Origin of the sequence: Cohnella candidum (assembly GCF_003713065.1) — a bacterium.
Classification (GTDB): domain Bacteria; phylum Bacillota; class Bacilli; order Paenibacillales; family Paenibacillaceae; genus Cohnella; species Cohnella candidum.
Window position 1 is genome coordinate 5,250,109 of record NZ_CP033433.1, and the last position, 13,181, is coordinate 5,263,289.

The following is a 13,181-nucleotide window of genomic DNA, read 5'->3' on the forward strand; positions in this document are numbered from 1 at the left end:
ATCCAAGTCTGCGTTTCCTCTGACACCGCGTTAACGTTGAGGGTCTATCGTTATTTACGTGGGGATTTGATCATGCGATAGAGAGGAAGATTTACAGATGTTGAATTGGAAAAAATGGCGCAAGAAAGCGCTGCTGCCCGCACTTGGACTGGCCGTGCTGACCGTAGGGATCCCGGCGGCGGTTTACGCGAAAAACCCGGCGGCTCCGCAAGGTTCCTCGAATAACGGGGTCGCGGTCAAATCCGTGGAGTTTGTCGGCATGCCGGCACCGAGCACGGCGGCCGACATGGCCAAGCTGTATACGACGGCCTCAGTCAAAGTGACTTACTCCGACGGTTCTTCGAAATCTTTCCCTCTGTCCTACAAAAAATTGTTCAAGTCGACCGATAAGGTCGGCGGTACGATCGCCGGCGTCGCCGTAGACGCCAAAGGAAGTCCGATCATGGACACGACGAACCCGAGCCAGCCGGTTCCTTACGTCTCGGAAGACCCGGACGCGAACAGCCTGTTCTCCGTGCCGGGCATGAAGGCTGACGGCAAAGGCGGCAACGCCCTTTCGCTCGTGACGCATTATGAATACATCAACCGCGCATACGGCACCGTGCCGGCCAGCATGAGCTTGACTACGATCGACCAGAACAAAACGACGGGCGAACTGACTCCGGTCACCCTGAAGAAAATCGATTTCTCCGGCGTCGGCGGCCTGTGGATTCCCTGCAACGGCTCGCTGACCCCGTGGAACACCCACCTCGGAAGCGAAGAGTACGAAGGGGACGCCCGCGCGTTCGAAGCCGATCCGACGAAGACGTACACGGGCAGCTTCGTACAGAATTACTACGGCGATACGACGAAGGTCGGCAATCCTTACGCCTACGGCTACATTCCGGAAGTGACGGTGAAAGCCGACAACTCCACCAGCGTCGCGAAGCACTACAGCATGGGACGTTTCTCCCACGAGCTCGGCAAGGTTGCCCCTGATTTCCGTACGGTTCTGTTCGGAGACGACGGCGGCAACACGATGCTGTTCATGTACGTAGCCGACAAAGCGAAGGACCTGTCCGCCGGCACGCTGTATGCCGCGAAATGGGTACAGAAGAGCGCCGACAACGGCGGCTCCGCCGACCTGCAATGGATCAAGCTGGGCCACGCGACCGACAAAGAAGTGAAAGCCTACGTCGATCAAGGCCTGAAATTCAGCGACATTTTCGAAACGTCCGATGCAGCCGCTGCAGGCTTCACGGCCATCAAAACCTATCCTTCCGGCAAATTGGAGTACCTGAAAGTGAAGCCGGGCATGGAGAAAGCCGCAGCGTTCCTCGAATCCCGCCGTTACGGCGCGATCGTCGGCGCAACCGCCGAATTCAACAAGATGGAAGGCGTCGCGTTCGATACGAAGTCGAACAAAGCCTACATCGCCATGTCCTACGTCGAGAAAGCCATGGAGAAGGACACCAAAGGCGCCGATCCGGCGGACGACATCCAAGTGAACAAAATTTCCGCGGGCGTTACTTATGAGCTGACCCTGACGGGCAAACAAAAAGACAAAGCCGGTTCCTCGATCGACAGCGCGTACGTTCCTTCGTTCATGCAAGGCCTCGTCGTCGGCGAAGACCTGGCGGCTCCGGATGCTCTCGGCAACAAGGCGAACCCGGACAAGGTGGCGAACCCGGACAACCTGAGTTTCTCCCAGGAACTCCGCACGCTGTTCATCGGCGAAGACAGCAGCCTGCACGTCAACAACTTCGTATGGGCGTATAACGTCGACACGAAGAAGCTGTCCCGCGTTCTGTCCACGCCTGCAGGCGCCGAAGCGACGGGCCTGTCGGCGGTCGACAACCTGAACGGCTTCAGCTACGTCATGTCCAACATCCAGCATCCGGGCGATGAAATGATCGTCGCGGACAGCTTGAAAGCCGACGTAGAGAACTACATCAATCAGAACTTCGACAACAAGAGCTCCGGCCTCGTGGGCTACCTCTCCGGTTTGCCGACGAAACAGCAAATGCTGGCCGCGAAAGCGGACGAAGCCAAGCTCGTGGAGCTGCGCGAGAAAGCCAAGAACGGCGGCGCTTCGATCATCGTGACGAAAGGCGCCAAGGACATCGTGATCGTGAAGGGCTCCCACAAGCTGTCCATCCGCGTAGGCTCCAAGACGGCGACGCTGGACGGCAAAACGATTACGCTCCCGAAGGCACCGGTCAACAAGCAAGGCAGAGTTTGGATTAACGCCGGAGCGCTGGACCAACTTTTTAATCCATAAAATCAGGCTTTTTGATGAAGTTTACCCGAAGTCGCCGGGACCCCTCCCGGCGGCTTTGCCATTCCATAAGAAACGAGGATGAACATGAAGAAAAAATTCGCCTTATGGACATTCGTACTCCTCTTGGCTTCGTCCATGTATATGCTCGGCACGATCCGGCCGGACGCGTCGGCGCACGAAGGCTCCCATACGACGGAGGAAGGGGAAGCCGCGGAAGGCAGCATTACCGTTTATTTGGACGGTCGGCTGCTTTCGACGCCGGGCTCGGTTAGCAGCGACTTGGCGGAAATCCGGGTGTCCCCGCAAGACGTGGCGGATGCTCTCGATCTGTCATACCGCTGGGATGAGGGGGCGCGCACCGTCTATATCGACGGTAAAGAACTGCCGGCGGCCGCAGACCCGGTGAAAATCGGGGCTAACGTGATGGCGGTGGCGGAACCGTTGGCGAATGCGCTGGGGCTGCAATACGATTATGACGATGCGGGCCATACGGTGATGCTCGGCACGCCGAAAGCGGAGAAGCAGTTTCACGAGGAAGAGTCGAAAGTCCGGGACGTTTTCGAAGGAAAAGGATTGACGCCGGCCGTGGAAGCCGACGGGACGAAGACGTTCACGCTGACGGCCGAAATGGCCGATTGGGCTCCCTTGAAAGGCGTATTGACGACCGCCTGGACCTACAACGGACAAGTTGCGGGACCGACGCTTCGGGTAACGGAGGGGGACAAAGTCCGCATCAAGTTCCTGAACAAGCTGCCGGAGCCGTCCACTATCCATTGGCACGGCTTGCATCTGCCGAACGCCATGGACGGCGTGCCGGGCATTACCCAGAACGAAGTGCAGCCGGGCAAGGAATTCGACTACGAATTTACCGCAAGCCATCCCGGAACGTTCATGTACCATGCCCACTACGACGATATGAAGCAAATCGTGGGAGGCCTTTACGGAGCCTTCATTATCGATCCTGCCAAGAAGCCGACCCCCGTACCGGCATCCGGCGATTTGGCCGACGGCATGGCGTTCGATAAGGATTATACGATGGTTCTCGCGAGGATGAACGTGAACGCGGCGATGGACGACGAGCCGGACTATTTCACGATTAACGGCAGAAGCTACCCCGACACGCCGCCCATCGAGCTGAAGAAGGGACAAACCGCGCGGGTCCGCATGATCAATATCGATCCGGTCGACGTCCACACGATGCACCTTCACGGCATGGACTTCCAGGTCATCGCCCGCAAAGGCCATCCGGTCAAAACCGTGGAGACGATGAACACGGTACTTATCGGTCCGGGAGAAACGGTGGACGTCGCTTTCCGTGCCGACGCTCCGGGCGACTGGATGTTCCACTGCCACATCCTCGACCATACGATGAACGGCGGGGAGCATGCGAACATGGGCGCCGAAATGGGGGGACTCATCACCCTCGTCAAAGTTTCGGATTTCTAAAAGCCTTCCGCAAAATGCAACATTGGCACCAAGACATCCGTCTATTCTTGTGGTTTAATGAATGAAAACCGAGTACGGACGGAGGAATGGCATGCCCGCAAAGTCGAGATTTCCCCGTGCCTTAAGGCTGCCGCTTACGATTTTGGCGGCCGGCGCGATCTTCTCCATGGCCGCCTGCAGCGGCGGTTCGAAGGAGCCGCTTGCGTCGAACGCCTCAGCGACGCCGATCCCGACGGAATCCGCGTCTTCGTCGCCGGCTTCTTCCCCGGAGGCCCCGGCGTACACGGCGCCGCTGACCGGATTGCCGGTCGACCATGAAATCGCGAACCGGCCTTTCGCCGTCATGATCAATAATCTCGCGCCCGCCCGACCCCAATCCGGGCTGACGCAGGCGGACACGGTGTGGGAGCTGCTGGCGGAAGGCGGCATCACGCGTCTCGTGGCCGTTTTCCAGAGCAAGGAGTTCACGGATCCAATCGGTCCGGTCCGCAGCATCCGGCCTTATTTTATCGAAGTCGGCGAATTCTACGGCGGCGTGCTCGTCCACGCCGGGGCGAGCAATGACGCCTTCGCCATCCTCCGCGGCCAGCATAAGCAGGATCTCGACGAGATCACGAACGCCGGCGCCTTCTTCTGGCGGGACAAGACCCGCAAAGCGCCGCATAATCTGTACACGAACCTCGAGAAACTGAGGGCCGGAGCGGCCCATCTGAAATACCCGGATACGGCATCGATGCCCGCGCTTTCCTTCAGCAGCGCTCCCGACCTGACGGGGGCGGCTCCCGCGTCGGAAGTGAACATCCAATTCGAACTCAAGAGCTATAAGGTATCGTACACCTACGATGCCGCCAAAGGGCTGTATGCCCGGTTCATTAACGGCAAGCCGCACGTCGACAAGAACAACGACGAGCAGCTGACCGCGAGCAACCTGGTCGTCCTTGCCGCCAAAACCGCGTCGTACGACGATTACGGAAGGCTGGAAGTCGATCTGAAAGGCGGCGGGGATGCGGTTCTCATGCAGCAGGGCAAAGCGATTACCGCCAAGTGGCGCCGCGACGGAAACATGATCCGGATCGAGAAGGACGGCAAGGAGCTGCCCTTCGTGCCCGGCGTCACGTATTACCACGTCGTGCCGAACCGGGCGGCGCTGTCGAACTACGTCACTTATCAATAAAAGAACCGAGACGGCTCAGGGAAATCCTGGGCCGTTTTGCTTTTTCCGGGTCCGCACCCGACGGTTATGAAATTCCCTCCGTCCGGCAATCTTAAAGAAACTGTCGAAGTTGTCGATTGTTGCCCGGCCAAGCTATACCGGGACTTTACACTGTGATAATATAGATAGGGCTAATTCACCAATTTTCACCTTTATGCGGGAAAGAAGGGCTGTTCGTGTTTAAGAAAAAGGATATTTTCTTCAAAACGCTCGAGCAAATGGCCGACGTCATCGTGGAGGCCGTCGATCGGTTCGCCGTGTCCGTCAGCGGCGAGCTGCCGAATATGGCCGATTTCACCAAAGAAATGAAGGATTTCGAACATCGCGGGGACGACTTCACGCACACGATCATCACGGAGCTGAACAAAACGTTTATCACCCCGATCGAACGCGAAGATATCATGGAACTGGTCAAACGCCTGGACGACGTGCTCGACGGCGTCGAAGCCTGCGTATCCCGTTTCGACATGTACCACGTGACGAAGTCCGACGTGAACATCCGCAATTTCGCGGACTGCCTGCGCCGCTGCTCGCTGGAAATCAAATCGGCGATCTATTTGCTGACCCAGAAAAAGCTGCTCGCGATGCAGCCGCACTGCGTCAAGCTGCACGAGCTGGAGAACGAAGGCGACGTCCTCATGCGCCAAAGCGTCAAGCATCTGTTCCAAAACGTCACGGATCCGATCGAGCTGATGAAATACAAAGAGGTTTACGAACGGCTGGAGGAGACGACTGACTCCTGCGAGCATGTCGCCAATACGCTGCAATCGATCATTATGCGCAACTCCTGACATTCTCAAGGCAAGGACGGATCAAACCAAAATGGATCTTACAATGACATTGGTTGTCATCATCGTCATTCTCGCGCTCGGCTTCGACTTCATCAACGGCTTCCACGACACGGCCAACGCGATCGCGACGGCCGTATCGACGCGCGCGCTGACGCCCCGCAGGGCGATCCTCCTGGCGTCCGCGATGAACCTGCTCGGAGCGCTCTTGTTCACCGGCGTCGCGAAGACGATCGGGGGCAAGGTGACGGACCCCTTCAAACTGGAACACGGGCTGACGGTCGTCATCGCCACGCTGATCGCGGCGATCGCCTGGAACCTGATCACCTGGTGGAGAGGCCTGCCGTCTTCTTCTTCCCATGCCCTCATCGGCGCGCTGGCCGGCGCGGCGATCGCTTCGGAAGGCTGGGACGGCATTAACTACGGCGGTTTTTCCAGCATCGTCATGGGTCTCGTGTTTTCGCCGATCATCGCATTCGTCGGCGGCTTCATCATCATGTTCGTGTTGAAGCATCTTCTTGCGAATACGAGCCCCCATCAAGTGAATAAAGTGTTCCGTAAGGGACAATGGCTGACGGCGGCGTTCCAATCGTTCACCCACGGTACGAACGACGCGCAGAAGGCGATGGGCGTCATCACGATGGCGCTGATCGCGGCGAACGTCCAAACGGAACTGGAAGTCCCCTTGTGGGTGAAAATCGCCGCGGCGCTGTCCATGGCACTCGGAACGTCCGTCGGCGGCTGGAAGATCATCAAGACGATGGGCACGAAAATTTTCAAAATCGAGCCGATCAACGGATTTTCCGCGGACCTCAGCTCGGCATCGGTCATCTTGACCGCGACGTTGACGCATTTTCCGGTCAGCACGACGCATGCCATCACGTCCTCGATCCTCGGCGTCGGCGCGGCCAAGAAGTTCAACAGCGTTCGCTGGGACGTCGCGGGCCGCATTATCGTCACCTGGATCATCACGATTCCGATCGTGGCGGTGCTGGCTGCTCTGATTTACAAGGTGCTAAGTTTGTTCCTTCCCTGAATCGGGTACAGACTATAGAAAATGGGCGCCTCGATCCGAGCACAGCTTTTATCCCGACGATACAATAATAGCAGCAGGCCGATCGACGACATCTTCAGGCTGGAGGACACCGATGCTGGCACCAACGGAACAAGCGAAGTCATGCGAAACGTTACTGAATGAATTTCGGCGGGACCGGAAGCCGGCGTTCGGGGAGAAGCTCATCTTCTCCGGCGTGGGCACCCGCGACGTGTACAATATCAGCGCGCCGTTTCCCGATGGCGGGGAGCCGGTCATCGCCGGCCGCGTGGAGGACCGGGACAGCGAAGCATCGGAAGTGATGTTTTTCGTCAACCGAAGGGGAGAATGGGTTCCCCGTCCGGGGGCGCCCGTGTTCCGTTTGCAGGATCCGTTCTTCGCCTTCGTGCAGGGCGAGCTCGTTTTCGGCGGCGTGGAAGTTTATTTCGACGGGAACGATCCCCATTTCGTCACTTCGTGGCGAACCGTCTTCTATCGGGGCAAAGACATCGCCGGATTGAAGCCGTTCGCCAAAGGGCCGCTCACGATGAAGGATATCCGGCTCGTCGATCTGCGCAACGGCAAAATCGGCGTGTTCACGCGCCCGATGATGGTGGACGGAGCCCGTGCCCTGATCGGATACGTGGAGATTGCGGACCTGTCGGAGCTGACCGAGCAGGTCATCGACGACGCCGAGCTGCTTCGCCATCAATTCCTTCCGGAGGAATGGGGCGGCGCCAACGAAGCGCATTTGCTGGGCAACGGAATGGTCGGGGTTCTCGGCCACATCGCCTGGATGGAGAACAACAACATCCGCCATTATTATCCGATGGCGTTCGGCTTCGATCCCGCGACGCGGCAGTCTTCGCCCTTGAAGCTCCTTGCGGAGCGCAGCATGTTCCCGGAGGGACCGGCCAAACGCCCCGATCTCCAAGACGTGTTGTTCAGCGGAGGGCTCGTCCGGATGGAGGACGGCAACGCCTGCATGTACACGGGAGTCAGTGACGCGGAATCGCATACGATCGTCATCGAGGACCCGTTCCTGGAATACGAAAAATGATCGCGGGGCCGGCAAGGCACGGGAAGAATCCGTGCTTGCCGGCCCCGAAACGCGTTTTCGGGATTATCTCCGCCTTACTCTCTGCTTGCCGCTTGAGCGGGAACGGGACCGGACGGTGCCGCCTTTCTTGCGCCTGGACGACCGGCGCCGCCTTGAAGTCCGGCCTGAGCTCAGAGAGGCGGTTGCTGCCGCCTTTCCTCCTTTGCCCATGATGAGCCGGAGGAGCGGGGCCATTTGCCGCATGGTCCCGACGAACTTCTGGATTTTGCCTACCGTGCCCATAACCCCCTCGATGCCGCCGAGTCGGTCAAGCATCTGCTTCCAATCGCCGAGGTTCCCCAGATTACCCAAAAGTCCGGGCTTAGCGCCGCCTTGGCCCCCGGGAATCACCTGCGGGTTCGCGAACGCGGGAGGACCGCCGAATGGATTTCCGAGACCGGGGTAGATCTGGCCGCCGCCGAAAGGCTGCCCTCCGAAAGGCTGCCCTCCGAAAGGTTGCCCGCCGCCGCCGAAAAACGACCCTCCGAAAGGCTGCCCTCCGAAAGGCTGGCCGCCGAAGCCGAAGCCCTGCGGCTGATTCAAGCCGCGAAGCGATAGAGTTTCGCGATCGTTCATGAAGTCACACCCTTTCTGCTATAACGTATGATGGCGAATGCCCCGGGGTATGGACGAATGCCCTGCCTTTTCCGCGATTTTAACCCGGTAATGCGTGAATACGTCAATGCTTGAAGAACTTCACGAGACAAAGTACAATGAGGGTAGGAATCGCGTTTCAAGCGAGGAAATCGGGGAAATCGGGGTGCGGCATGCAGCTGAAGAAATTGAATGACCCATCGATCGACCAATTGTTCGAGGCCATCCTGACGCTGAAGAGCGTTGAGGAATGTTACATATTTTTCGACGATTTGTGCACGGTGAACGAAATCCAATCGCTGTCGCAGCGGCTGGAGGTCGCCCGCATGCTGGGCAAAGGCAACACCTACAACCAGATCGAGACGGAAACCGGGGCGAGCACCGCCACGATTTCGCGAGTCAAGCGCTGCCTGAACTACGGCAACGACGGATACAAAATGGCGCTGGACCGGCTGGGCCGGTTCGGCGGGGGCAGCGCGGAAGCCTCGGAATAATTCCGCGAACATCGCGAAAGCCGCCAGGGAGCGATCCCCGGCGGCTTTCGCTTTCAACGGCGCCGCAGCTTATTCTTGTTCTTCCTCCGGAATCGGCCCGTCCTTGAGCCCCAAGTCTCCGCGCACGATATCTACCATCTCTTCCACGGCTTCGCTGACCATATCGAGGGGAGAGACGTCCTGCTGGTCCGGCGGCGTCGGCACGGTCGCCTCCATATCCCCGCTGAAATAATGCGGCTGAGGTTTTTCTTTCTTCATCGCACAACACTCCCTTCCTACCCCTACATTACCCACGCCCGGCCAAAATATCCGTTGCCCGCCCACATTTTGGTAAGTTATGCTAAAGGCGTGGTTCCGACAAACTTCTGGAGGGACGGCCATGGGATTCCTGCAGTCGGTCCGGTTCAAAATCATCGCGGGGTTCGCTCTCATCCTCGCGCCGATGGTCGCGTTCCTGATTTATAACAACCTGTATGCCACCGGGATCGTCAGGCAGCAGGTCTCTTTGCATTACGACAACTCCATGGAAGTGCAGGTCAGCGCGAACGACGCCATCCTGAAGGCCACCACCGACTATCTGATCCAGCTCGGAACGAACTCCGACAACGATATTTTGCTGCTCAAGACGCTCCCGATCGACAGTCCGGACTATACGCTCGCCAAGCTGAGGATGTACAACCGGTTCGTGATGGATACCGGATACTACAACATGGTCGATACGTTCTTCATCTATTCGAAGAGAGAGCAGGAATCTTTCTTCGCCACGCAGCTCAGCCAGAAGTCTCCCGAGCTCTATCAAGCTCTAGCGGATTACTCCCGCAAGTTCGCGTCCGGCAATCCCGGCACCCAAGACGAGCGCTGGGACTTGATCGCCATTCCGGGGGACTACAATTACCTGATCAAAACGGTGGATCTGGGCCTCGACCTTTACGCCGGGGCGCTCGTCCGGACGGATACGCTGAATAAGGTGCTGAGCAAGCTGGACGTGGGCGAGGACGGCACCGCGTACATCATGGACGCGTCGGGTCGCGTCGTGACGTCGGGCGCAGTGCCGGATTCCCAGGACGAGTCGTTCCGGCGGACCGTGCTTGCGATGAAGGAGCCCTACAAGACCGTCCGTTACAAGGGTAAACCGCTGCTCGTTTTGACGCACCCGTCCGAATTTTCGGATTTGCATTACGTGATCGCCACCTCGGAAATGTATATTTTGAGCAACCTGCCGGTTTTTCAGAAAATGTTGTATTTGTGGATCCCCCTCATCGTGGCGGGCGTGCTGACCGGTTACTTGGTGTTCCTGCAGCGCTTCATGTTCCGTCCGCTCGTCCGGCTGATCCGCGGGATGCGCAAGCTCGGGCAAGGCCAATTCGACGTACGGCTTCCCGTCCAGGCAGGCGGCAGCGAGTTTTCGTTCATGTCCTCGACCTTCAACCAGATGGCCGAGCAGATCGAAAGCTTGAAAATCGACGTGTACGAAGAGCGCATTCGCGTCCAACGGGCCGAGTACCAGCATCTCCAGGTTCAGATCAATCCCCATTTTTACATGAACAGCCTCAATATCATTTACAACCTCGCCGCGCTGAAAGATTTCAAATCGGTGCAGAAGCTGTCGCTGCATCTGGCCGATTATTTCCGGTTCCTCATGCACGGCAACCGGACGGCCGTCCGATTGGAAGAGGAGATCCGCCACATCGGGCACTACCTCGAAATCCAGAAGCTGCGCTACGTGGACAGGCTGGAATACGAGATCAAGGTCGATCCCCGGCACCATGGGTGCGAGATCTCTCCGCTGCTTCTGCAGCCGTTCGTCGAAAACAGCATCATCCACGGCTTCAACAAGCGAGTGCAGGACGGGACGCCGTTCCGGATCGAGGTCGCTTCCGAGGAGGACCCGGAGCATCCCGAGCGTTACGTTCGGCTGTTCGTCCGGGACAACGGGCCGGGACTTCCGCCCGAAATGCTGGAAAGCCTGAACGGCGGCGCTTATTTGGATGGGTCGGGCGAGCAGCATCTGGGCATTTGGAATATTTTGCGGCGGTTCCGGATGCTGTACGGGGAAGACGGCGGCGTGTACTTCGGCAACGGAGAGCCGGGAGGCGCAGTCGTGGAAGTGAAGCTGCCGGTCAACCGCGCGGAAGCGCTGCAGGAGCCGGCGGCAGCAATAGAGTCCGAGAACGAAAAGGAGGAGATCCCTTTTGCTTACCATGCTCGTGGTGGACGATGAAATTTACGCGCTCAGAGGCATCACCCAAGGCATCGACTGGGGAGATCTGCCCTTCACCGATATCCTGGAAGCCAGGGATGCCGCGGAAGCGAAGCGGGTGCTGGAGTCGCGGCAGGTCGACCTCGTCGTCTCGGACATCGAAATGCCGGGTGACAACGGGCTGGAGCTGCTGCGCTGGATCCACGCCAACCGGCCGGACACGCTGACGGTGTTCCAGACCGGACACGCCCGGTTCGATTACGCGAGGGAAGCGCTGCAGCTCGGCTGCTTCGATTACGTGCTGAAGCCGGTGGATCACGACTTGCTCAAGGACATCGTCAGCCGGGCCGTGACGGAGATCCAGACCCGCCGGCAGCGGCAGGCGTTCGAGGAGACGCTCGCGACTTACCGCAGCCAGTGGGCGGCGCAGCTGCCGATCCTGGTGGAGCGGTTCTGGCAGGACTTGCTCGCCGAGCGGATTCCGCTCGCGCCGGAGCGGCTGAATCGCCAGCTGGAATCATACGGCATCCCGTTCCGGGCGGACGGGCGCGTGCTGCCGGTGCTGCTGAGCGTCGAGGAATGGAGCGTCGAGCTGGACGCGAGGGACGAGAGCATCATGGAATACGCGGTGCGTAAGGCGGCTGTAGAGATGATTCCGGGGGAGCATGCCGGAACGGCTTTGCAGGACCGCGGCGACTTGAACCTGCTGTTGCTGTTGCTGGGTCCGGATGAGCAGGTGGACCGGCAGGCATTGCTTGAGCGATGCGGGCAATACGTGGAGGCGTGCCAAAGTTACTTCCATAGCCGGCTGTCGTGTTACGTCGGGCAGCCGGTCCGGGTGGAGGAGCTGTCCGCGTCGCTCGACGGGCTGCTGCAGATGGAGCGGTCGAACGTGACCGCTTCCCAGTCGGTGTTGGACGTTTCCCAAGGCGTGGAAGGGGCTGCGGTGAGCGGAGGGGCGGGGGCGCTGCTGCCGTCCTTCGCGGATTGGGCGGTGCTGCTGGACAACGGAGCCCAGGAGGAGCTGCAGAAGCAGCTCGAGGACGCGGTCCGCCGCCTGCAGGAGCAGGCCGCCAGCCGCGAGACGCTTGAGCAGTTTCGCTTCGGGCTGCTGCATCTGCTCTATCAGACGGCCCATCGCAAGGGAGTGTCCGTCTACGAATCGCTGACCGTGACGGAGTTGAACGATCCGCAGGTGTTGCGTTCGCCCCAGCTTCTGCTGCAGTGGGCAAGCCGGTTAATCGGCAAAACGGCGCAGGCGTTCCAGGACCGGCAGAAGGACACGTCGGCCGTCATCGCCAAGATTCACGCTTACATCCTCGAGAACCTTGAGAAGGACTTGAACCGGGACGACATCGCCAAATCGGTCTACCGGAATCCGGCCTACCTGTCGCGGCTGTTCCGCAAGGAGACGGGGCTGTCGCTGTCCGAGTACATCACGCAGCAGAAGATCGATCGGGCGAAACGGATGCTGACGGAGACGAACGACAAGATCAGCAACATCGCGGAGGGGCTCGGCTATTATCATTTTTCGTACTTCGCGAAGCTGTTCAAGAAGATGACGGGGCTGTCGCCCCAGGAGTACCGCAAAAAGCACCAGACGTTGTAGGGCGGGAGGCGCGTTGCGCGGGGGTGGAGCGGCACCGGTAGACGGTGGCCGCTTCTTTTGTAAGTGCTCGCGTCCCGGTCAGTCGCCTGGGTGTGGTTGAGCGTCGCTGCAGTTCGATTTTGCCCACTTGCAGAGGGAGACCGCCGGTTTTGTGAGCTGTAGTTCAATTTTGCCCGCTTGCAGAAGGTTTTTCGCTTGGTGGTTTAGAAAACGGGCCTCTAAGTGTGTTTTTTCGAACTGCAGCGTCTCTCCTCATCCGCTTGGTGCATTTAAGTTTGCAAAATCGAACTGCGCAGTCGGCGTGACGATCGTGGTCTCCAAAATCCGCCGACGCCCATCTCCGAAAGTCACCAAAGTGTTATGTCCGTCACCTGAGTAGATAGATGGAAAACCTTTTCCTTCCTACAATAGGGATACAGAGACATAACACAGAGAAGGTTGTGAT

At 58.8% G+C, this 13,181-nt stretch carries 11 protein-coding genes; 9 read left to right on the forward strand and 2 right to left on the reverse strand.

The window, feature by feature from the left end:
* Positions 1–97 precede the first annotated feature (97 nt).
* The 6 genes from EAV92_RS24175 (at position 98) to EAV92_RS24200 (ending at position 7,800) form a co-directional block, all read left to right on the forward strand.
* Positions 98–2,260: an alkaline phosphatase PhoX gene (locus tag EAV92_RS24175; RefSeq protein WP_123043448.1), complete on the forward strand. Its 2,163-nt coding sequence runs from the start codon at positions 98–100 to the stop codon at positions 2,258–2,260.
* 84 nt (positions 2,261–2,344) lie between these two features.
* Complete coding sequence (locus tag EAV92_RS24180) at positions 2,345–3,706, forward strand: multicopper oxidase domain-containing protein (RefSeq protein ID WP_164472916.1); 1,362 nt, start codon at positions 2,345–2,347, stop codon at positions 3,704–3,706.
* A gap of 91 nt (positions 3,707–3,797) precedes the next feature.
* On the forward strand, positions 3,798–4,880 hold the full coding sequence (locus EAV92_RS24185; RefSeq protein ID WP_123043450.1) for a DUF3048 domain-containing protein: 1,083 nt from the start codon (positions 3,798–3,800) through the stop codon (positions 4,878–4,880).
* A 215-nt stretch (positions 4,881–5,095) separates the two neighbouring features.
* Positions 5,096–5,710, forward strand: coding sequence for a DUF47 domain-containing protein (locus tag EAV92_RS24190; protein ID WP_123043451.1), 615 nt, complete (start codon positions 5,096–5,098; stop codon positions 5,708–5,710).
* 31 nt (positions 5,711–5,741) lie between these two features.
* A complete protein-coding gene (locus EAV92_RS24195) occupies positions 5,742–6,743 on the forward strand; it encodes an inorganic phosphate transporter (protein WP_123043452.1) in 1,002 nt (333 codons plus the stop codon).
* Between the two features lie 112 nt (positions 6,744–6,855).
* Positions 6,856–7,800 carry a DUF1861 family protein gene (locus EAV92_RS24200; RefSeq protein WP_123043453.1) on the forward strand — a complete coding sequence of 315 codons (945 nt, stop codon included), beginning with the start codon at positions 6,856–6,858 and terminating at the stop codon, positions 7,798–7,800.
* 63 nt (positions 7,801–7,863) lie between these two features.
* On the opposite strand, the gene EAV92_RS24205 is transcribed toward EAV92_RS24200, so the two are convergent.
* A complete protein-coding gene (locus EAV92_RS24205) occupies positions 7,864–8,415 on the reverse strand; it encodes an aminotransferase (protein ID WP_123043454.1) in 552 nt (183 codons plus the stop codon).
* A 191-nt stretch (positions 8,416–8,606) separates the two neighbouring features.
* Between EAV92_RS24205 and EAV92_RS24210 the strand changes: the two genes are divergently transcribed.
* The gene (locus EAV92_RS24210; RefSeq protein ID WP_123043910.1) at positions 8,607–8,927 is read left to right on the forward strand and encodes a YerC/YecD family TrpR-related protein; all 321 of its coding nucleotides are present in this window, start codon (positions 8,607–8,609) and stop codon (positions 8,925–8,927) included.
* A 69-nt stretch (positions 8,928–8,996) separates the two neighbouring features.
* Here the strand turns inward: EAV92_RS24210 and EAV92_RS24215 are convergent, their stop codons facing one another.
* Positions 8,997–9,185 (reverse strand): hypothetical protein, encoded by a 189-nt coding sequence (locus tag EAV92_RS24215; protein ID WP_123043455.1) that lies wholly within the window; start codon positions 9,183–9,185, stop codon positions 8,997–8,999.
* A gap of 121 nt (positions 9,186–9,306) precedes the next feature.
* Here EAV92_RS24215 and EAV92_RS24220 point away from each other — a divergent pair, with 121 nt between their 5' ends.
* Together EAV92_RS24220 and EAV92_RS24225 are read left to right on the forward strand one after the other, a co-directional pair.
* A complete protein-coding gene (locus EAV92_RS24220; protein ID WP_164472917.1) occupies positions 9,307–11,148 on the forward strand; it encodes a cache domain-containing sensor histidine kinase in 1,842 nt (613 codons plus the stop codon).
* Positions 11,129–12,736, forward strand: a complete 1,608-nt coding sequence (locus EAV92_RS24225; RefSeq protein ID WP_241158594.1) for a response regulator — start codon at positions 11,129–11,131, stop codon at positions 12,734–12,736. Before EAV92_RS24220 ends, EAV92_RS24225 begins: the two co-directional genes overlap by 20 nt.
* Positions 12,737–13,181 lie beyond the last annotated feature (445 nt).